At 70.2% G+C, this 22,731-nt stretch carries 9 protein-coding genes; all 9 read right to left on the bottom strand.

The genetic code is table 11. The features are described 5' to 3' along the window. Positions 1 to 299: 299 nt before the first annotated feature. Complete coding sequence (locus WME82_RS17445; protein WP_438043738.1) at positions 300 to 3,302, bottom strand: hypothetical protein; 3,003 nt, start codon at positions 3,300 to 3,302, stop codon at positions 300 to 302. Next, positions 3,299 to 7,525, bottom strand: a complete 4,227-nt coding sequence (locus tag WME82_RS17440) for an RHS repeat-associated core domain-containing protein (RefSeq protein ID WP_438043737.1) — start codon at positions 7,523 to 7,525, stop codon at positions 3,299 to 3,301. The genes WME82_RS17445 and WME82_RS17440 overlap by 4 nt, the downstream gene beginning before the upstream one ends. A 112-nt stretch (positions 7,526 to 7,637) precedes the next feature. Then, positions 7,638 to 8,210, bottom strand: coding sequence for a hypothetical protein (locus WME82_RS17435; RefSeq protein ID WP_438043736.1), 573 nt, complete (start codon positions 8,208 to 8,210; stop codon positions 7,638 to 7,640). Further along, positions 8,210 to 10,981 (bottom strand): type VI secretion system Vgr family protein, encoded by a 2,772-nt coding sequence (locus WME82_RS17430; RefSeq protein WP_438043735.1) that lies wholly within the window; start codon positions 10,979 to 10,981, stop codon positions 8,210 to 8,212. The genes WME82_RS17435 and WME82_RS17430 overlap by 1 nt, the downstream gene beginning before the upstream one ends. 13 nt (positions 10,982 to 10,994) lie before the next feature. Further along, entirely contained in the window at positions 10,995 to 13,268 is a 2,274-nt protein-coding gene (locus WME82_RS17425; RefSeq protein ID WP_438043734.1) for a type VI secretion system Vgr family protein, read from the bottom strand. A gap of 28 nt (positions 13,269 to 13,296) precedes the next feature. Then, entirely contained in the window at positions 13,297 to 15,522 is a 2,226-nt protein-coding gene (locus tag WME82_RS17420; protein ID WP_438043733.1) for a type VI secretion system Vgr family protein, read from the bottom strand. 327 nt (positions 15,523 to 15,849) lie between these two features. Further along, positions 15,850 to 17,064: a cytochrome P450 gene (locus WME82_RS17415; protein WP_438043732.1), complete on the bottom strand. Its 1,215-nt coding sequence runs from the start codon at positions 17,062 to 17,064 to the stop codon at positions 15,850 to 15,852. Positions 17,065 to 17,214: 150 nt separating this feature from the next. Beyond that, positions 17,215 to 17,400 carry a hypothetical protein gene (locus WME82_RS17410; protein WP_438043731.1) on the bottom strand — a complete coding sequence of 62 codons (186 nt, stop codon included), beginning with the start codon at positions 17,398 to 17,400 and terminating at the stop codon, positions 17,215 to 17,217. 81 nt (positions 17,401 to 17,481) lie between these two features. Next, a complete protein-coding gene (locus WME82_RS17405) occupies positions 17,482 to 22,278 on the bottom strand; it encodes an alpha-2-macroglobulin family protein (protein WP_438043730.1) in 4,797 nt (1,598 codons plus the stop codon). Positions 22,279 to 22,731: the final 453 nt, after the last annotated feature.

The following is a 22,731-nucleotide window of genomic DNA, read 5'->3' as shown; positions in this document are numbered from 1 at the left end:
GTGAGCAAAGCTGAAATCGCAGCTTCTTCGTCGACTTCTGTCATCGCTAGTTCCGGCTCCGGGTCGGGTCCGTGCTGTCGTCCTCCTGCGGCACGAACTTCGGCTCCGGCGGCGGCGGCGCCTTGTCCGGTCGCCTGCAATTGCCTTGTTCGTCGTGGAATGCGCTCGGATCGTGCGAGTTCTTCTGGTGCGAGCTGTCCAGGTTCAGCCTCGCGTCCCGAACACGCTGACATTCCGGCCCGGCGGCGCTCCGCGTGCGACCCCGCCGGCGAGCGCCGTCTCGCCGCGAACGCGCGCGATCAGTCCGGCCAAGGTCCGATCTCCGAGAACCACTCGTCGAGCTCCGCGAGCGTCCTGGCCCAGGCCACGAGGGCGGCCTCACCTCCCACACGCAGGAGCAGTGTGTCCAGGAGCGCGCCGTTCCTGTAACCCCGATCGTACGTGAAGAGAGGCGTGGCCTCGAAGATCGTGGAGCGCCACTTCTCGGGCGAGGCGCGCTCTCCCCACACATCGCCCAGGCTCTCCACCGACATCCAGGGGAACATCCTGCAAAGCGCGTCATCCGACTCCTCGGGGCGCTCGCGGAGCGTCTCCTTCACCGTCTCGGCGACGGCCCCGGACAACCGCTCCCGCGCCTCCTGGGAGAGCGATGGGAACACGGCCGCCCACGCGCGCAACCTGTTCGACGCCCGAGCTGCGCCCCGCACGAGCTCCGCAAAGCGGGCCGCATCCTCCTCGCTCTTCAGCGCCTCCCCTACCAGCTCGAGCATTCCAGATGCCTCCTCGTCGTCCAGGTCCGGACGCAGAAGACCCTCCACGTCGGAAAGCGAACCCAGCGCGAGAGCGACCTCCATTTCGGCTTGATGCCGGTCGTCGTCTCCTTCCATCGCGGCGCAGAAGCTGGTCGCAAGCTCCCTATCGCCCAGCTCCACCGCACGACGGGAGAGGGCGGCGAAGACCTTGTCATCACAAGGTCCGACGCGTGGCAAGATGTCCTGGTGGATGCGACGGAGCTCTTCCAGCGTCGCCAGCGCGGCCCAATTCTCGACGGCGCTGGTCCTGCCGCGATAGGCCTCCGGCGGCTCCGAGAAGAACATGCGTGACAGCTCGGCGCGACGTTCCCCACTGACATGCGGAGCGTACTCGGAAGCGCCATGGATCCGTCTGGCGCCCTCAACGCGTCTCACCGAGTCAACAAGTCTGCATTGGACTTCATCAGCGAGCCAACCCGGGAGATTCCCATCGAGAAGCGGCGCGACGCTACCCTGATACCCGCGCGAGTCACCCTGCCAGCGTCGGACGAGAGCCCGCGCCTCATCAGGTTCGATCCGTCTCCATTCGCTTTCGGGCACATACTGGAGAAATCGACTTGCCAGCACGGGGAACCGATCGGCAGACGCGAGCCACCCCATCGCTGTATGGACGATGCTGGCAGCCTCCTCCGAGCTCACCCGAAGCCGCTCCGCCAATACGTCCAACCGGTCATCCAACCTCGGCAAGGCAACTACCTCAGCATCCACCTCATTGAGCAATATGACACGACGCTCGTCCGGACAGAGACGCGCAATCCTGACACTCCACACCAGCAGATCTTCCTGACGCAAGCCCGCGAGGCGTCGCTCGGCGAGAAGCAGCACCTCGTCTCGCGCTGGAGAGCACAGGCGCTCCGCGATTCGTAGAAGCGAACCAATGACGGGCGCCGCGACCATACGACGACACTTCAACTCGTAGAGCACGCGGTTCTTGGGCTCTGTTCCACGATCGACCGACGAACGAATCGAGCTGGCCTCCGCCGGTTCAGCGACGGCGCGCTCGGCTTCGCCCAGCAACGGTTCTGGCCACGCCACGGCAGTTGGCGACACCGCAGGTCGGACGGACTTCCACAGACGTATCCGCTGCTCTGCGCTGAGCGGCTTGGCCAGTTCAATGCCTGCGCCCGCTTGAAAGATCCCCTCACGGATGGCGCCAGCGACCGTCTCCGGGAGTGCATGTACGAGCGAAGTGACCAGCTGTTCGAAGATCGTTCGCAACCGCAGCGCCTGCACCATGCACCGGACGCGCTCGGCTTCCGACACCGCCTCGAGGAACGCAGAATGGCTTCGCCGCCACGCAGCGATGACAAGCGCACGAAAGCCAAACGCACCACCGTCCAAGGACTCCCAGGCTGCGCGCATCGGTTCGGCGATAACACGATCGATCTCTTCACCGGTCGCCCCATGACACACAAGATGAATCGACCCATACCGAACGACGTACTCTGCTCGAGAAAGAGCGACAGAAACCTCTCCGCAGGCACCATCGAGAGTCGCTCGAACGTAGGCATTCATGCACGCGCGTCCACGGGAAAGCCCCTGGACGCTCGAGCGGCGGACGAGAACTTCACCCCATGCTCTATCCAGGAACGCTATGCCATCCTCGGTGCGGGAAAGCCATGGTCCGAGCCGCTCCAGCGTATCCTTCACTCGACTCTCCGACCGGCTGAAACCAGCAACTCTGGCAAGCTCTGCCTCCGCTATTGGCCCGCGTGCGGCACCTAGAATGGACACCGTATCGGAATCGACGTCATCGGGAAGCTCTGCGATTGGGCGCTCATGCAGGTCCTCAATCAAAATCTCTGACCACTCGTTCCCCAGATTCAATAGCCGACGCCGCTCCGCAGCCGTACGATTCGCATCATCGCTCTCCGCACCGCACACCGAAATCCACACGCGAACATCGGTGGAGAACGCCGCAGACAATTCAAGCCGCGACCACACAGCCGGGTCGTCATTGTCACCAGCGCCGTCGAGGATGATGAGCAGCGGCATCTCCGGGGTTTCGTCACAGTCGATGAGCGGCCGGATATCATCGGCCACACGCGGTTCAAGCGCGCGCTCGAACGCTCCCGTCCGGGTCAACTGTGCGAGGCGCGCGTGCAACGCAGCAACCCATACCGAAGGCTCGGCCGTACCGTAGCGGACCGAGATCGGAATGAACGCAACCCTGGCGAGCGCTCGCCGCGTGAGATGGATAGCGATAGCACCGAGCGGCGAGCCTGCTGCAGCGCCCGAGGGAACTCGAATGAGAGTTCGCTCACCAGGTCGCGAGTTCTCCCAGAGAGACTTGAGCCTGAACCGAGAGCCTGGAACGCCCGCCTCGAGATGAGATTCGCCCACATGGGGAGAATCCAGTGCGCCACGGACGCTTGCGGATGGATCCGCAGTTGCAAGGACGGATCGAGTGGCGCGCCAGACCGATCCTGGGGCGCGCTCGAGACCTTCCAGCAACGAGCGGACCGCGATATTGTCGTAGGAATCGCTCATTTCTTGGTCGGGTCGGAGGTGTCGTCTTCGGGTGGTACGAACTTTGGTTGCGGTGGAGGCACCGGCTTGTCGGGCCGTCTAAAATTGCCTTGTTCATCGCGGAACGCGTTCGGATCACGCCTCGTCATTTGCTGCGACCCGTCCGGGTTCAACTTCGGCACGACGTTGGTGCCAGATAGATTCTGAAGCGCCACCTCCTTCCCTGGATCGTTTCTATCCGGTTCGTAGACGCCGTCTGTCCGGTGATCCCATTTTTTCCCGTCGTGCATGACCCCGCCGCCCGCCTTGCCTGCAGTGAGGCCGGCCGCCTGCTTGACGGCATCAGGCACGTCTTTGTTCGGATCAGCGTCGATGTTCACCGGGTGGATGCCTAGCTCGCGGAAGACTTGTGCGCAGAACGGACAAGGCTTCTCTGGAGATCTCTTTCCCTTGTTCTGCCTGTTGTACGCTTCGATTCGCGCGCCGCGGCGATATTCTTCGCGCAACTCGTTGCGAACACGGGCATTTTGCTCGGCCTCGGACATCTTCGCCCACCCCTCCTTCTTGCTGAGGCGGCCACGGATGTCTTGGGCTTGCTGGTTCAACGCATCAATCTCAGCGCATCGACCCGCTTTGCTGGACGCCTTCGGTTTGGCTCTACCATCTGCATCGACATTGCGAGGATCACCGGGTAGTTTATTAGGGTCCGCGAACTTATCCCGCGCATTGACAACGGCATCCTTGAGCGCCGGGTCCAAGTCATTATCACCCTGAACCGTCGAACTTTTCCCTTCGATGCTCTTCAGCTGATTGCCATCCGCGTCCTCGCGCCTGATAATCGAGGCGAACATCAACCCCGTCGGGTCCACCATCTTCGTGGGCCGATTGCCGGCATAAGAGAACCCGTTCTGCCCTCCGAGCAGCCCGACCGGGTCGACGCTGATGTACCGTCCTACCGCGGGGTCGTAGTAGCGATAACGGTTGTACGCGAGGCCCGTCTCGTCATCGTAGTACTGCCCGAGGAACCGCAGCGGCGTCTCCGTGCGCGCGCCTTCCCGCGGGCGCGCGGCGCCCCACACCGTGCGGTCGAGCTCGCAGGCGACATTCCCGGCGGCGTCGAGCAGGCGTTCCGGTCTGCCGACAGGGTCGTTCAGGTAGTAGTACCACTCGGCCGACACAGCGTCGCCGCCGCTCCTGGCGTCCTTCTGCGCCCACGGCGCCGACGTCTCCTCGTCGGTGCAGTACGTCCTCTCCTGGGTGACCCGCTCGCCCTCTGGGCCCCACTCGCGCTTGATCTCATGAACGAGCGTGTCCCCGTCCCAGATGAACCGCGTCGTGGACAGCGTGTCCATGCGCCCGCCTTCGTCTCTCCTGAGCACGCGCTTCTCGAGGCGCCGGGCAAAGGGGTCGTAGGCATGCTCGATCCGGACGCCGTCGGGGCGCACCACCGCGCTGAGGAGACCCGCGCCGTTCCATTCGTAGCTCGTCGTGGCTTCCTGACCGCTCGGCATGACCACGCGGCGCTTGATCAATCTCCCGTCGCCATCCCAAACGTACGACACGGGGCCGCGCCGGAGCAGCACGTTGCCGCGCCCGTACTCGCGCTCCGGCGCGCCGCTGCCGAGCTCGCGCACGTTCCCCTCGGCGTCGTACCGGAAGTGCTCGCCCTGCCCGTGGACGTCGGTGCGCGCCAGCACCTGCCCGCGCGGGTCGTGCTCCCATCGCTCGGCGCCCGAGCGATCGTCGTCGATCGCGGCCACATCACCCTGCGGCGTGTAGTGAACCGCTTGTCGAAGGGTGAGGTCATGGGGGAGCGCCCCGATCCAGTCGGGCTGACCTGCGGCCACCACAGGGCCTGCGACCCCGCGAGACACGGTGCGCTGGACCATGCGGTCGAGCCCGTCATAGACGACATCCACACGCCCGCCGCCGGGCAAATAGCGAGCGGTCTCTCGCCCGAGCGCGTCGCGGACGACGCCGAGCTCTTCGCTGCCATCGAGCGTCACCCGCAGCGCGCGGCCGGCGACGTCGCGCACCCAGGTCTGGCGGTGTCCGCGGGAGGTCTTTCGCTCGACGGCATTGCCCATCAAGTCATGTTTCGTCTCCACCGAGAACGTCTCGCCGCCGCTCACCTGCCGCTCACACGTCACCCAGCCCAGGAGATTGCGCTCGAAATAAATGTCGCCCGTGGGGCCGTGCGCCGCGATGATGTAGTCCAGCTCGTCGTACTCGAACGTCTCGACGCCGCCGTCGGGGTACTGGTGCTCCACGACGCGGCCGACGAGATCGTACACGTACCCGGTCTTCTCTCCGAGGCCGTTCTCGAACTGCACGACACGCCCCATCGCGTCGTAACGATAACGAAGGGTGCGGCCGTCGAAGGTGACCTCCTCCGAGACGAGCCTGGCGGCGTTCAGCCGGATGCGGTGCACCTCTCCATGGCTGTTGTGCACCTCGACCAGGCGCCCTTCGCGGTTGTATCGATATTTGCTGATCCGCCCGTCGGGCTCCCGCGTCTCGACGATGCGGTTGTACCCCGCATAACGGTGCGTGGTGGTGTGGCCGCTCGGGTGCCAGATCGACGTGCAGTTTCCCGACGGATCGTACTCGTAGCGCGTCACGCCGCCGTCCGGCGTTCGCTCGGATCGGAGGCGGCCGGCGTCGTCGTAGGCGTACGTGACCATCGCCCCCGACGCGTCGCGCATGCTCTGGCGGCGGCCCCAGTAGTCGTACGTGTACTGCGTCACCGCGCCCGTGGGGTCGGTCCGCTCGATGAGGTTTCCGTGATCGTCGTACCTGTACAGCGTCTGCCCGCCGTTCGGCGCGACGGTCCGCGTGGTGAGCCCGCGGCGATCGAAGTGCACCTCGAAGGTGGCGCCGATGGCGTCGCGCCACACGAGCCCGCCCGTGAGGCGCCCCGTCTCGATGACGCCCCCTGCAGGATCGACCGCCCTGCGGATGTGCCCGTCGGCGTCCCGCTCGAACGTGGTCACGCGGCCGAGAGCATCCGTGATCCGGAGCTCCCGCCCGCGGGCGTCCCGCTCCCAGCGGGTCGTCGCCCCCGTCGCGTCGGTGAACGACAGCAGGTTTCCCAACGCGTCGTACGTGCGGCAGAAGACGCCGGCGGCCGTGACCGCCTTGTCGACGCTCCCGAAGTCGTTGCCGAAGAAGCGCTCGACCGAGATCGAGTCGGCCGCCTCCACGTAGTTGTCAGGCCCGTACTCGAGCTTCGTGTGAAAGATGCCCTTGGCGGCCGTGGTCCCGTCGGCGAGCACCGCCGGGACGTCGGCGGCGAGGCTCTCGTCGTCGCGCCCCGGGAACGCGCCCCAGGTCTCGATGCACCGCGCCTCCCCGTCATAGCGGAAGGTGAAGCAAAGGCCCGTCGGGTGCTCCTGGCACGTCAGGAGATGGTCCGTATACGTGTACCTGGTCGCCGCGCCCATCGCGTCCTCGGCGAGCACCAGATCCCCCGCGTCGTCGTAACGATACCGCGCGAACGGGACGAGCTGGCCCCGATGCGCCGCGTTCTTCACCTCGAACGACGCGATGCGCCCTTCCCTCGTGGAGCGGACCTCGACCTTGCGACCGACCGAGTCGACGATCTGCGCCAGGACACCTTCCTTGTAGAAGAACGAGATGCGGTTGTCGTGAGAGTCGGTCTCCGCCGACAGGAGGTAGCGGTCTTGCCAGGCGTGCTCGAAGACGAGCCACCGGCCGTCGCCCCGATCCAGCACGAAGCCGGTCTGGCCGCGGACGAGCAGCCACCCGGAGGGGCCCACCGCCGACTCGCCGACGCGCATGGGCGTGAAGTCGACGTACATGCCGTTCCCGGTCCAGAGCCTCGTCCGGCCGCGGTGCACCTCCACCTCCCACGCGTACGAGTGGTACCAGCCACGCCCGAGCCCGACGTCGCGGTCGCGCGCGGCGCTCGTGTAGCTGCGGGTCAGCGTCAGCGGCAGCGGGCCCGGCAAGTGCACGTCGGTGACGGGGATCGTGAAGACACGGCCTGTCACGATGTCGACAGGGTCTCCCTTGGAGCCCTTGCCGCTCCCCTTCTTGCCGTGATGGTTGGGGCACGCCCCGCCGTTCTGGCCGGAGCCGCAGGCGCCTTTGCCGCCCCCCGACGCGCTGTCGCCCCCGTTCTTGCCGTTCGCGCCTTGCTTGTCCTTGCCCGCGCCGCCTCCGCGGCCGCCGGCCCCGCCGCCGTCACCGCCGCCGCCGAGAACGAAGACTCCGGGATTCATCCCCGGGATGGCCGGGATGTTGGGGACAGGCGCCGTTCGCATTGCTGTTTCTACGCTCCCTGAGTGAAAGCTAGGACGGCCGAGCCTTCCAGCGGACACGCGGTGCGTGCCGTCAATTCAACCGCAAGAGCCTCCCGACGATCCGGAACAGCCCCCGCGACGCGGCGCTGATGCGGCTGCCCACGACCTCGATGTCACCGTCCTGGCGAATGCGGACCGCACCACGGCCGGAGCGGAGCAGCAGCTCCTGCTCCGCCTCGATGGCGATGCTGGTCGCCTTGAGGTGGAGCGTATGCGGCCGCTGCGTCGTCAGGGCCGCGACGATCAGCGGGGGCTCGCCCTCGCAGAGCTCGACGAGCACGGCGTCGCCGCGGGCGCGGGCGTCGGCGATCACCTCGGGATCGACGTCGGGCGCGATCTGGGCGTCGACGGGCCCCTCGGCGCCACGGACGTGGATCGACGCCTTCCGCCCCGCGATCGAGGCGACGCGCGCGGTCCGCATGGCGGCGCCGAGCGGCCGCGCCTTCTGCGCCGGAAGGGGCGCCGCGGCCGGCTCGGCGAGCACGTCGTCCAGGGTCACGCGCGGCGACTCGGACGCCTCCTCCGCCGTGGCCCCGGCGTCCGGCTCCTCCAGCGAGAGCGACGCGGAAGCCGCCCGCGAGCCACCGTCGAACGGAGTCGCCATCAGACCTCCGAGACCTTCTTCGGCAGCTGGATCTTCGGCGCCAGGATGGTCACGAGCGGGGACGTGATGGTGACGCCGGCGCCGTCGATCACCACCTCGCTGGCGCCGCACTTGAAGACGATGGCGCCCTTCGCCTCCACCTTGTGGAAGGCCCCGATGAACGTCGCAGGCCCCACGGCCTGCACCACGTGCGACCCCTTGAGCTTGTCGACGACCGCGCCGCCCACCATCGCGGTGCGCGAGCCGGTGACCGTCTCGCTCTCGCCCCCATTGCTGAGGACGACGAGGCCCGTCGCCTTCTCGCTCTTCGAGCCCGTGACGCTCTCCGCGTAGCTGCCGAACGCCACCTGCACCGTGGCGGCGCCGACGTCGATCGTCTTCTTGCCGGTCACGTTGTTGTCGATGTCCTGGATCGCGCCCAGGACCTTCATCGAGCCCACGTCCTCCTTGTGGGTGCCCGTGACCTTGGCTGTCGTGTGCCCGGGCCCCTTCTCGCGGTCGGTCGCGTCGACGCCATCGACGGCGCCGTCCGGCCCGCCGACGTTGGCCGTCGACCCACCGCCGCCGCCGCCCCCGTCCATGCCGAGGGCCGAGGCGAGCGCCTCCGGCTTCACGAAGACCTTCCCGGCGAGGCTGCTCTGCGCCACGTTCGACGCGATCGAGGCGAGCATGTTGGGCGCCGCGGCGCCCGGCGCGCCGCCGGCAGCGCCGCCCCCGCCCCCGCCGCCGCCCCCGCCCATCGAGGCCGCGAGCTGGCTCGCGCCGGGGATGCCCGACGCGCCCGCGATCATTCCGGGCATGCGGCTCATGTCCCCGCCGGCGACGGCCTGCATCGCGCCCGACACCCCCGCCGCCTTCTGGGTCAGCCCGTTGATCGGCGCCATCACCTGGTTGATGGCGCCGTCGACCTGCCCCTGGACCGCCGCGATCGCGTTGTTGGCCATCACGCTCGCGAACTGCACCGTCGCCTGCGCCGCGAGCGCGAGCATCGCCTCGAGGGGGTTGCCGTCCATCTCGAACTGGTTGCCGCCCACGGTGGTCGTCGCGTTGCCCTTCGCCGTCAGCGCCGACACCGCGTTCACCTCGACGTTGCGGTTGCCTCCGACGCTGATCGTCTGGTTCGCGCCCACCGTGTTCTGCGAGCCCTTCGTGATCTTCGTCGTCTGGTTGCCGCCGACCTCGAGCGACGCGTTGTTCCCGACGACCGACGTCTCGTTGTTGCCGATGTTCCGCTTGGCGTTGTTCGCCGCGACCGTCTTCATGTCGCGCTGGGCGTGCACCATGATCTCCTCGGAGCCCGCCTTGTCCTCGAAGCGGATCTCGTTGGCTCCGCCGCCGCCCGGCGTGCTCGAGGTCTGGATCGCCGTGCGGGTCTTGCCCTCCGGCAGCGCGTACGGCGGCATGTAGACGCCGTTGTAGAGGCGCCCGGTCACGATCGGCCGATCGGGGTTCCCCTCGAGGAACTCGACGATCACCTCCCAGCCGATGCGCGGGAGCATCATCGAGCCGGAGGTCTGGAGCTGCGCGACCCGCATCCAGCACGACGCCTTGTCGTCGATCACGTCGCTGCGATCCCAGTGGAACTTCACCTTGCAGCGGCCGAACTCATCGGTGTGGATCGCCTCGGTCTGGGAGCCGGCGGGCGCCACCACCGTCGCGGTCTGCGGCCCCTCGATGAGGGGGATCGGCGTGATGCGCCGCGGCCTGTACTTCACGGAAGCCGGCACGAGGCGCGCCCGCGCCCTGGAGCGCGGCGTCGCGCGCTCGCCGCCGAGCGCGTCGTCCTCCTCGTGGACGTAGGTGTGCTTCACCGCGAAGAGGAAGTACTCGCCGTCGAGCTCGCCGGCGTCCGTGATCGTGAGCTTCTGGCCGAGCGCGAGGCGCGAACAGACGGTGTCGATCTCGATCGTGTGCCGCTCGACCTGCTCTTCCTCCAGCCGGATCTGCGCGAGCCGCTGCCCCTCGCTCGGCTCGAAGTAGCCGCCCGGGTAGTCGTAGCGCTCCAGCGCGTCGTTCTCGCCCGACGCCGCGGTCGCCGTGAGATCGAGCTTCGGCCGCTTGAAGTCGAAATCGCGGAGGACGAACTTGCCGGAGCGCACCCGCTCGAGCTCGCGGATCGCGTAGATCGCGTCGCGCTCGTCGGCCGCGCTGAGCCCGGTGCGCCGGCGGAACGGCAGCGCGGGGTCGCCCGGGATCGGCCCGGCGACGGTGCTGTCGTCGTCGAAGACGAGGAGCTCGCCGTCGGCGTCCACCTCGACGAAGCTGTAGATGCCCTCGTGCTCCATGAGCCGCGAGATGAACGCGAGCGCGCTCTCCTGGTACTGCACGCAGTACTCGCGCTTCGGACAGTCGCCGCTCAGCCGCCACGCGACCTTGGTGACCCCGTGATCCTCGAGGACCTTCGCCACGATCTCCTTGGCGCTCATGTCCTGGAAGATCCGCGAGTCGACGCTGCGCGCGAGGAGCGCGAGCGAGGAGACGACGCGGACGGCGTAGCGGACGCCCAGCAGCCCCTCGACGCCGAGCTCGGTGGTGCCGATCGAGGTCGCGGCCTCCACCGTGCCCGCGATGACGCGCGGCACCTCCCCGGGCACGCCGAAGGAGAGCGCCGCGGGCTTGCCGATCATCGCCTCGAGCTCCTGGAACGTGTGGAGGTACACCTCGACGTCGAGGACGAGCGGCCTGCCGGCCTCGTGGGTCGACTCGAAGCGGAGCACCCGGGCCGCGGGGACCTCGTCGATCGTGAAGTGCGCAATCATCTCGCGTGCCACGTTCGCCTCCTCCTCAGTTGTCGAGCACCAGCGCGGCGGTGTCGGAGACGTCGCCGTCGAGCTTCGCCGAGACGCCGATGATCGCGACGCTCGCGGGCGTCAGCGAGAGGATCGACGCGCCCATGACCAGCGTGAGCGCGCCGGTCGCCTCGAAGACGGCGTTGTTCGCCTTGACGAGCTGCGCGCCCCCCGCGAGCTCGGTGTACGTGCCGAGCGAGCTCTCCACGCGGTTCCCGTTCGCCACGTTGACGATCGCGCCGCCGACCTTCACGTTCATCGATCCGCCGACCTGCACGCCGCGGCCCGACTTGACCGCGATCACCTTCGCGCCGGTGGCCGTCTCGCTCCGGTCGCCCTGGACCGTCACGGAGCGGTGCCCCAGCGCGAGCTCGACGAGCGCCGCGCCGACCTCGTGGTTGAAGCCGGCCAGGGTCTGATCCGTGACCGAGCCGACCACGAGATCGATCTGGTTGCCGGACACCGTGAGCGAGCTGTTGCCGGTGACGTCGCGCTTGTGATCCCCGCCGATCTTCATGTCGCGGTTCCCGCCGATCGAGAGCGAGTGATCGCCGCCCATGTCGTCGACGTGGAAGGTCTCGATCTTCATCGACTGGTTGCCGGAGACCGAGAGCGTCTGGTTCGACCCGATGCTGGTCGTCATGCTGTCCGTGACGTTCGTCGTCTGGTCCGCGCCGATCTTCTTCTTGTGGTTGTTGCCGATCGACTCGGTCGCGTTGTTCTTCACCTCGGTGGACATGTCCTTCGAGGCGTTGATGAACATCTCCTCGCCGCCCTTCGTGTCCGACATCCGGAGCTCGTTGGTGCTGCCCCCGCCCGGCGTCGTCGCGGTCTGGAGGGAGCTCTTCCCCGCCTCCTTCGGGAGCGCGTAGGGCGGCGGCGTGAGCGCGTTGTACATGCGGCCCATCACGAACGGCCTGTCCGCGTCGCCCTCGACGTGGCGCACGGTGACCTCCCACCCGACGCGCGGCAGCAGCATCGATCCGCCCGTCGGCACCTGGCTCGTGCGGATCCAGCGGCTCGAGGTGTCGTCCTTCTTTCCGGAGCGATCCCAGTGGAAGGAGACCTTCACCTGCCCCCCCGCGTCGGTGTGGATCTCCTGCCCCGAGGGCCCGGTGGTCATCGCGGTCTGCGTGCCCGGGATCACCTGCTCGCGGGCGCGCCGCGGGGGCCGGTAGCGCGTGCTCCCGGTCGGCACGCCCCAGAACTCGCAGCTCGACCGGAGGTCGCGCGCGCCGTCCTCCGCGCCCGCGCGGCCGGAGAGCTCGAAGTTCCGCGGCCGGCTGCCGGCGATGCGCGCGCGGACCACGAGGTACTCCTGGTTGAGCGGGTCGTAGGGGTGGCCGTCGATCGAGAAGCGCCGGCCCGGGAGCAGCGCGAGCGAGCCGCTCTCGCCGTGCACGACGTCGCGCTCCGCCTGCACCGAGTCGAGCAGCACCTTGGCGAGCCGCTCCGCGACGCTCGCGTCGGCGGTGCGCGCCGGGTGCTCGTAGATCTCGAGCACGTGCTCCCCGGGATCGCTCCCCTCGGCCGACGCCTCCGGCTTCGTCGAGGGCTTCTCCGGGTCGTAGTCGCGGACGAACACCTTGTCGCTCCGCACGGAGACCTCCCGCGAGAGGCGGACGACGCGATCCGCGAAGCCCTCGACGCCGAAGTCCTGGAAGAACGGCAGCGACGTCGCGCCCTCGATGTCCTCGAGGCCGGTCGGCGAGTCGCCGAAGACGACGACGTCCTCGTCGTCCTTCATGTGGATCGCGAAGTAGATCCCCTCCTCGGCGAGGAGGCGGTGCACGAAATCGAGGTCCCGCTCGCGGTACTGGACCGTGTAGACCCGCGTCGGGTGGGGCTCGGTCACGCGCCAGTCCTGCTGGGCCGCGGGCACGCCCGCGCCCTCGAGGACCTCCTTCACGATGTCGACCGCGCTCTTGTCCTGGAAGATCCGGCAGTCGGAGCGCTGCCCGAGGTTCCAGAGCGCCGGCGCGACCTCGATCCGCAGCGTGGGCACGTCGTCGGGATCGGGCACGAGCTCGGCGAGGACGATGGTCCCGGCGAAAGAGCGCGTCTGCGTGTCGTCGCTGCGCGACAGCGTGAACACCGCGCGCTTGCCGAGGACCTCCTTCGGCCTCGGCAGCGCCGCCTCGTCGTCGAGCAGCTCGCACTCGAGGCGGGTGAGCTCCGAGAGCTGCTCCGTGAGCTCGAAGCGCAGCACCCGGTAGATCTTGCCCTCCACGCTGAGGGAGGGGATCGCGAGGACATGATGATCAGCCACTCTTCACCTCACCAGGGCGCATGGGCCCTCACGATCCGAGCTTCATCGACGCGCCCATCTTGACGACGAGCGCGCCCTTGACCGCGATCTTCGACCCCTTGATCACGACGGGTCCGCCGCCGAGCTTGAGCTCGCTGCCGCCGCCCTTGAAGACGCCGACGGCGCCGAGGAGGGTGATGAGCGGCGCCTGCACCACGAGATCACCGTCCAGCTTCTGGTAATGGAGGCCGCCGACCATGTTGGTGACGCCGAGCGCCACGTGGGAGAGCGAGCCCTTCGTGAGGTGGAGCTCGGCCGCCAGCGAGGTCTGGTCCTTGTTGGCCGTGATCTGCTCTCCGTGGCTGCCGTTGATGATCTGCGCCTTCACGGCGCCCACCGTCTCCGTCATCCCGCCGAGGACGTTGTCGTTGATCGAGCCCAGGCTGCCGGAGAGCTGCAGCGCGCCGACCTTGCGGCTCATGTCCCCGGTGATGGAGTGCCTGACGCCGTTCGAGATCGTGATCTGGTTGCCGCTCACCGTGTAGGAGCGGTTGCCGGTGACCTTCTCGACGTAGTTGCTGATCGCGTTGGTCGTGTCGTTGCCGCCGATCGAGATGCTCTGGTTGCCGGTGATCTTGTGCGAGAGCACCGCGCCGACGTCGAGCGATTGGTTGCCGGCGACGGAGGTCGAGTCGTCGACCTTCACCGAGCGGGAGCCGTTCACGCTGATGTGCTGCTCCTCGTTGACCGTGACCTCCTCGACCTTGTCGTTCTTGATGGTGACGTTGAGGTCCTTCTGGGCGTGGATGCCGAACCCCTGGCTCCCCGCGGTGTCGGACATGCCGATCTGGTTGTGGCCGCCCGCGCCGGGCGACGACATGCTCTTCAGCGTGCCGGACGCCTTGGCGGCGGGGAGCGCGTCGGGCGGCGTCTTCTCCGCGTTGTAGGTGCGCCCGAGCACGAGCGGCCGGTCCGGGTCGCCGTCGAGGAACGCGACCGAGACCTCCCAGCCGACGCGGGGGAGGATCATCGAGCCGCCCATCGCGATCTGCGAGACGCGCAGCCAGCAGCTCGAGGTGTGGTCCTGCTGTCCCTGCCGGTCCCAGAAGAAGCGGACCTTGATGCGGCCGTACTTGTCGACGTGGATCGCCTGCTCCTGGGTGCTCGACCCCGTGACGACCGCCGTCTGGATGCCGCGGATGCGCGGCCGCCGCGCGCGGCGCTCGGCCGCGAAGGGCGCGCCCTTGGGGACGCCGCGGAAGTGGTTCTCGACGTCGTAGTTCGTCACGCCGCCGGTGAGCGTCTGGTTGCCGCGCGAGACGAGGCGGGTGACCACGAACTCGCCGTTCAGGCACGGCTCCGCGGCGCCCTCGACGGCGAACGGCTCGCCCACCTTGAGCCCGGCCGCGCGGCTCTCGCCCTCGCACACGTCGGCGTCGGCGGACAGCTCGCGCATGCGGGCCTCGGCGCGGCGGCCGCCCACGCTCCCCTTCGTGAAGCCGGCGGGGTACTCGAAGTAGGGCGCCGCGATGGCCTCCTTGCGGGGCAGCGCGGACTCCGGCTTCACGTCGGGCTTCTCGAAATCGTGGTCCCGGAGGTGGACGAGGCTCGTGCGCAGCGCGCGCGTCCTCGTGAGCTTGGAGAGCGGCAGGCTCCCGGGCAGGCCGCCCTGCGCCATGCGGAAGTTCACCGGCAGCCCCTCCTCCACCTCGAAGGCGGCGGGGTCGTCGGTGATGATCATCGTGTGCCCGGCGGCCTCGTGCCGGAAGTAGTAGAAGAGGCCGTTGTCCTCGAGGAGCCGCGAGACGAAGTTGAGGTGCGACTCGCGGTACTGGACGATGAACTCGCGCGGCTCGTACTCCTTCGCGATCCGCCACTCGACCTTGTCGCCGAAGCCGGCGTCCTCGAAGACCGACTGCGCGACCTGGACGATCGTCTTCTCCTGGAAGATGCGGCACCCCTCGCGGTGCGCGAGCGCGGCCAGCGCGGGCCGCAGGCGGACATCGAACTGGCGGCTCTCGCCCACGATGTGCGCGAAGCCGGCGCGGTCCACGATGCCGTCGTACAGCCGCTCCTGGCCCGACGTGTCGACGACGCGCAGGCAGAGGCGGCTGCGCAGGCAGTCCTCGACCCGGAACGACGTGTCCAGCGTCGCGAAGCGCACCTCGACCGCGTAGGGCGTGGAGATCGCCTCGACGGCCTCGAAGCGGGTCACGGCGACGTCCGCGGGGAGCTTGTCGCCCTCCAGGGAGAAGGTGGCGAAGGTAGCGGCCATTGGGGGCATGGTAGGCGATCGGCGGACGGCGCCAAGCCCCGGCGCTGGAACCCGACGCGGCGCCGACGCGGGGAGAGGGGCGTGGGGGGCGGATCGTGCGGATCCGAGACCCTCGCGTGCCCACCGCGCGATCCGAGCTCGCCGCGCGCCCTGCGCCGCGCGCGTTCGCGGAGCGCCCGAGGCCCGGGACCAGCGCGAGCGCGCCTACCGCCGTCGCGCCGAGCCGTGCGCGCCGCCCGATCGAACGCGGCGCCCGCTCCACGGCGAGATCTGGGTTCCAGAATTCAGGCGAGCTCCAACCTGTTCGGCACGCCAGGAGGTTCTTGATCAGGGCAAGACGCCGCGGACCGGCAGCCGCGATGGGGTTCGCACGAAGACCATCGTGCTCCACTCGATGGTGGGGTTGACCAGATCGATTCGCTTGAATCGAGCAAGCAAGGATTCGAGCGCCACCCTCGCCTCCAGGCGCGCGAGGAGGTGGGCGACGCAGAAATGGACGCCGTGCCCGAACGCGACCGACGCCCCCGTCCCGGTCTTTGGCACATCGCGGTCCATATTGAACTCGTCGGGATCGGGAAACACGGCCTCGTCGCGGTTGGCGGACGCGAGGATGACCGTCACTGGAGCGCCGGCGGGCACCTTGACGCCGCCCACCTCCGCTCCGGGCATCGCCTTGCGGAAGATATTATGGGTAGGCGGGTCCCACCGGAGCATTTCTTCGATAAAGCGAGGGATGAGCGCCGGGTCTTCGCGCAGCCGCTCCGTGTCCGCGGGGCGCTTGGCGAGGGCAATGATCGATTTGCTTATCAATGTGGATGTGGTGTCGAACCCCGCTGGGACCAGGACGAAGATGAAGGACATGAGCTCTTCCGGGGTGAGCTTATGGCCGTCGATTTCGGCCTGGAGGAGCGCGCTCACAAGATCATCGCCGGGCGCGCGCCGCCGCGCCTCGAGGACGTCGCCGAGGTAGCGCTCCATCTCGGCGACGGACGCGCGGACGCGCTCGGCGTGCTCGGGGCTCCGCGGGACGGGCGTGACGCTGAGGATATCGTCCGTCCACCGTTTAAAATTGGCGTGGAGAGAAGGATCCAGGGTGAGGAGCTCGCCGATGACGCCCGCTGTCATCGGGACGGCGTAGTCGGCGACGAAATCCGACTCACCCCTGGATTGCAGGGTGTCGGAGAGGCGCTCGGCGATGGCGCGGACCATGGGCTCAATGCTCGTGATGATCCCGGGACCCAGGGCGCGGCTGACGAGGTTCCGGAGCTTCGTGTGCTCCGGCGGGTCCATTGCGAGCAGGGAATGCGCCCCCGGCTGCCTCGGGAGCCAAGGCGGGTGAAAGGCGTCGACGTTGCCAGCGGACGAGAATTTTTGAGGGTTCTTGAGGACGGCGATGACATCGGCGTACCGGCTCACCGCCCAGGCGCCCAGCGGTTCGAGCTCGCACACCGGCCCGGAGCGGCGCATCTCGGCATAGGTGGGGAACGGGTCCGCCTGGAAATGGGGGGCGAACAAATCAAACTTCCGCAGCTCTTGGGTCATGCGAATAGCTCTCCTGCGACAAACGGGTTGAAACCACAAGAAACAGCAAGAATTTCACGGGGAGGCGGGGAGGCGGGGAGCGAAAGACGGCAAGAGGGAGAAATTCATTTTCTTCTTCCTCCCCGCCTCCCTGTGAAAATTCTCCGGGTTTCAACGTGATCGGCGGTCTTCGAGAACGCGGCCGTCCGAGGTCAGGTAGGTCATCGGTCCCATGCCGGGGTCGAGCAAGAACGCGTCGTACTTGTCTTCAACCTCGTCCTGCCAAGAGTTCATGGCCGCGACGTACCGCCCGGCCACCTGATCGACAGAAGAAGTTCCAGAGAAGAGGTGTCCCACGAAATCGGTGAAGTTGCCGCCCGTCTGCTCGCGCGGCGCGCCGGCGGCGCTGCGGGTTGCCCGCAGCTGACGTTGCGGCGCTCACTCGATCACGATCGGCCGCGCCGGGACCACCGCGCGGGGCAGCTCCTCCTGCGCCACCCGGGCCTGCGCCTCGGGCGCCGTCACCTTGCCGGCGAGCGCGAAGCGCACCGGGATCTCCACGAGCGTCGAGAGCCGGCTCGCCTCCAGGGAAGCCCGCAGCGCGAGGACGCCGTTCACCTGCCGCACGCCCCCGAGCGGCGCGGCCAGCGACACCCCGGGGGGAAGCGGGATGCGCACGTCGACCTCGACCGGGCGGCCCAGCGTGTGGCGCAGCGAGACCGCGAGCTTCCCCGTCGTTCCCGCGCGCGGGCGCTTCGGCCAGGAGACCTCCACCTGCATGGGGCTCGCCGCCGCGGCCGGCGGCCGGCTCCAGCGCCGGAGCGCCGGGCGCTCCAGGCGCGCCACGACCGCGGACCCCGCGACCTCGACCGCCGCCTCCGTCGCGCCCGCGTCGAGCGGCACCACGAGCCGCCCCGACGGCCCGACCTCCACGTCGCGGCGCGCGCCGCCCGACGTGACCGTGACCCGTGCGGCCCCTCGGCCCTCGCCCCCGTGGGCCAGGAGCGCGCGCACCACCGCGCGCGTGCTGGCGGGCGCGCCGTAGCCGCCGCGCACGTCGCGCTGCACGCCCACCCAGCCGAGGAGCTTCGCGGGCGGCGCCGCGCTCCGGCCGAGCCCGGCGGCGCGGAGGAGCGCCGCGTAGACCACCGCGCGCGCGCTCCGATCCTCGGCCTGGCCCGGCGGCAAGGTGACGCCGCCGGTCGGGAGCAGCGCCACCCAGGCGCGCAGCCGGTCCGCCACGTTCGCGGCCAGCGCCGCCCGGTGTGGCCGCTCCGCGAGCGCGAGCAGGACCCGGGCGAGCGCCACGCGATCGCCGCTCTGGATCACCTCGTCCAGCGTCCTCGTCACGAGCGCGTCCCAGCATGCGTTCACCGCGCCCCCCGCCGGCGCGGGCTCGACCTCGAGCGCGTCGAGCGCCGCCGCGGGCTGCAGGGGCTCGGGCGGGCAGCGCGCGTCGATCTTCGGCAGCTCCTCCGCCACGGACGCGGGCGCGAAGGTGCGCGCCCGGAGCGCCGGAGGCCAGGAGGCCAGGTCCTTCTTGCTGTCCTTGTACGCGAGCAGCCGGCCCACGGCGCGGCGGCCGATGTCCTCCGCGCGCGCGGCGAGCGGCGCGCCCTCGCCCCCGCGCGCCGCCGCCCAGCGGCGCACGAGCGCCGCGACCTCCACCGCGTCCGCCATCGCCCCGGCAGACGAGAGCCGGTCGGGATCCATCACCTCGAGCGCCGCGGTGAGCGCGCCAGCGAGGCCGCGCTCGACGACGAGCCGCGGGCGGCCGGTGGGCTGATAGCGCTGCGCGTCCGCCGCAATGCGCAGCGTGGCCGTGGCGCCCCCCTCGACGATCTGGGCGATGTTCAGGTCGGTGGGCTCGCCCGCAGGGCGCACGTCCCACGCGTGCACGAGCGTGTCGCCCGGGGTCCCCTGCGCCTTCAGGGCGACCGCGAGCTCCGCCCGCCCCGCGCGCAGCGCCCGCACCCGCGCGCGCACCGGGGCCGCGCCCCCCGCGGGCACGTCGACCGCCACCGCCCGGCGCCGTGGGTCCGCGAGCGCGGCCACGCCGCGCGCCGTGAGCTCCACGATCGCGCGGAGCGGCCTCGGCGAGCGGTTCCGGACCGAGATCTCGACGTCGACCTCGTCGCCCTCGACCCACGCGGCGCCCGCCTCCACGCGCGCCGAGAGCGGCTGCGCGGTGGGCACGTCGAGCGTGGCGGTGGCCGGCGTGGCGCCGTCCGGCACGCCCACGAAGACGAGCCGGAAGGTCGTCTCGACGTCGCCGAGCGGGACGCGCATCCGCAGCCGACCGTCCTTGTCCGTGCGCTGGGGCGGCGACCAGAAGAACACGCCCCGCGGCGCGCCGGACGAGGTGCGGTGGGATCCGCCCAGCTTGCCGTGGCCTTGACCGAACCCGACGCCGGAGCCCGTGCCCCCGCCGAGGGTGCCGATGCCGCTCAGGCCGAGCCCCTCGCCCAGCGACGTGCCCGTGAACTCCTCCAGGAGGCTCTCCCACGCCGACACCGTGGCGTCGCCGACCTCCATGTCGAACTTCGCGTCGACAAGGCGATCCTCGCCGACCGCCCTGGCGTACGGCGTACCCGAGCGCAGCACGCGCTCGAACGGATCGCGCACGTCGTCGCCCGTGCCGATCCGGCCGTCGGGCCCGGGCGCGTGCAGGGCGAAGCCGCGCCGCACCGTGAGGAACGGCGCGGGCGGCGCCGTCGTCGGGGTGAACTGGATCGTTCCGCCCCAGGGATCGAGCAGGAGCGACTCCTCGAGCTGCGCGTCGCGCACCAGGCGGCGGAGCAGCGCGTTCGGATCGCGGAGCGCCGGCTCGTCCGGGTCGAGCAGGCGCTCGCGCCGGAACGCGCGCGCCGCGGCGAGGACGCGGAAGAGCTTGAGGCGGGTGACGCGGCGAGCGACGTGATCGAACGTGACCTGCGGGTCCACCGCCAGGAGGTCCGCGAGCGAGAGCGGCTCGCCGCCGGGCGTCTCGGGGGGCGCATCCATGGCGGCGGTGACCAGGGTCATCAGCTCGGGGTTCCACGCATAGGCGCCGCCCGGCCCGCGGCGGCGCACGTCGCGCAACCGCTCCGGATCGCTGGTGGCCTCGAAGACCGCCCCCTCGAGCGAGCGAAGCACCTGGCCGAACGCCTCGTCGAGCGCCGCCCGCGCGGAGCCGGCCGGATCGTTCGCCGGCGCGATCGCCTCGCGCGCCCTCGCGCTGAGCTCCGCGCGCCGGAGCGGATCGAGCGCGGGATCGCCCTGCAGGAAGGCGCCACAGCGCTCGGGCTCGACGATGCCCTGGCAGAGCCGCGCGCGCGTGTCGAGCGCCGCGAGGCCGCCGACGCTGCCCCCGCCGTGCAGATCCACGACGACGGCCGCGACGGTCCCGGGCAGGCCGCGGCCGCCCCCGTCGGTGAGCGCGAGGTCCACGTCGACGGCGCCGCGCGGGGCCGCGCGGCCGCCCGTGATGCGGGCCTCGAGCCGAGGGAGGACGCGCGGCGTGACGAGCACCGCGCCGCCGGCCTGCCGCGCGGCGGCGCCCGGCCGGGGAGCGGCGGCGCTGAGCGTCCAGACGCCGGCCGCGCCCTCGGGCAGGCCGAGCGCGCCGCCCTCCGGGCCGCCGGCGATCCAGGCGCTCGCCGCGCGGGCCGAGTTGCCTGCCTGGACGATCACGCTCCAGCCGGCGCCGTCCGCTGCCCTGCCGTCCTCCGGCCGCGCGCCAGCGCGCGGGCCCGCGCCGCCGGCGTCGATCACGCGGAGCGGGAGCGCGTCGCCGGCGCGGGCGAGGAGCCGCTCGGGCCGGAGCAGCGCCGAGGCGTCGCGATCGACCGAGACGCACAGCGCGAACGGCTCGCGCCGCGACGCGAGCGCCGGGAGCTCGCCTGATGGCCGCACGCGCACCGCCGCCGCGACGCCGCCAGCGCACGGCCCGACGTTGCGGAAGGCCCCGAGCTCGACGGGCGCGTCCCAGGTCACCTCGGCCTCGCCGTACGCGTCGGTGGTCACGGCGGCCTGGAGCCCGTCGCCCTCGACGGTGAAGGTGCCCTGCACCGGCTTCCGCCGCGCATCGCGGACGCGCAGGAGCATGCGCTGAGCGACGCCCGGAACGATGGCGCCCGCCTCGGGGAGCAGCGTCGCCTCCGAGGTGGGGCTCTCCACGGAGACGGTGGCCTCGCGCTCGAGCTCGTGCCCCTCGAACGTCGCGCGCGCGACGACGCGCAGCGTGGTCCCCGCGCCCTGCACCACGGTGGTGGGCGCCACGGCCGCGCCGCGGACCTCGCCGGCCGCGTCGGTGCGCGCGGGCGTGGTGAGCTTCTCCCACGCGGCCCTGTCCTCGGGCGGGCTCGTGCCCTTCGGCCCGATCCAGGTCCGCACCGGCAGCCCGGCCACGGGCTGGCCGGCGCCATCGCGGATCCGGATCACGTAGGTGGCGCGATCCCCGGCGCGCAGATCCTGCTCGGACCACTCGGCCAGCATCTGCGGGGCGCCGGGCGTCTCTTCGCGCGGCGAGAGGGAGATCTCCGCGGCGTTCGACGAGGCCCCCACCGCGCTCCGCGCGCGGGCGCGGAGGATCCAGCGCCAGCCGGGCTCGTCGATCCAGGGGACGGGCATGCGGGTCATGGCGACGCCGGCCGCGTCGGTCGTGACCACGGCCGTGTGCCGGGCGACGCCGCCCTCGAGCAGGCTGACCTCCACGGGGACCCGCGGGGCCGGCTGCCCCGAGGCCTGGCTCTGCACCGTGATCCACGCCGACATCGCGCTGCCCGGCACCACGCGCGTGTCAGGGACGTGCAGGTCGACCTGGAGCGGCGCCAGTCGGTGCACGGTGAGCGTCCGCGTCCGCTGCCGGTCTCCGGCGCGCACGCCGAGCAGCAGCCGGAGCTCGCGCTCGGGCCCCTCCGGGATCGGGACGTCGAGGTGAGCGCGCCCCTTCGCGTCGGTGGTGACCCGCACGGGCGGCGGGACGGCGCTGACCTTGCCGAGGTGCTCGGGATCCCAGGTCGCCTCCACGGTGGCCGCCTCGAGCGGCCGGAGCGTGATCGCGGTGGGGAAGCCGAGCGCGAGGACCTGGACCGGCAGGGTGGCGCCGGGCGCGCCGCGGTCGGGCGCGTGAACGAAGAGATCGAGGCCGCGGGCGACCGCATCGCGGCCATCCGTGGCCGCGTCGGAGGTCGCGGCGGCGCCGAGGGAGGCGACGAGGAGGAGGCCGGCGAGCGGAAGGGAATGCCTGGGCATGGTGCCTTTCGACACCGCCAAGGGGAGCAGGTTCCTGCGCTGCACGGCCGCCCAGGGTGGCCGGCGCGGCGCGCGATCGGGCTGGCGCGCCGTCCGGCGACGATCTCCGGGGAGGGTGTCGACCTCCTCCGGGCTGAATTTCAATTCTCCGGGGAGGGAGTCGACAGGTAGTGGGGCAATTACCCCACTTGCCTTGAATTGACCCCACTTTTGCGGGCGCAAACGACCCCGCTGTTTTGCGGTCGGGTCGGTGAGCGGATCCCCGAGCAACGACAACTACTCTCATACAGGGGGCTTTCGTGCTCTCGCGGCGAGCCGCGCGAACGCCGCGCGGCGTCGATCCGCGCCTCATGCCCATGCCAAGCAAGAGGCATGAACGCATCGACCATCGCGCTCGTGCTCCTGCTCGTCGCCTTCGCGCCCGGGTGCCGCGACGAACCCAAGGGAGTGTCC

It is taken from the genome of Sorangium sp. So ce128 (assembly GCF_051525245.1).
GTDB lineage: Bacteria > Myxococcota_A > Polyangia > Polyangiales > Polyangiaceae > Sorangium > Sorangium cellulosum_B.
This window is presented reverse-complemented; position numbering and strand designations above follow the sequence as displayed.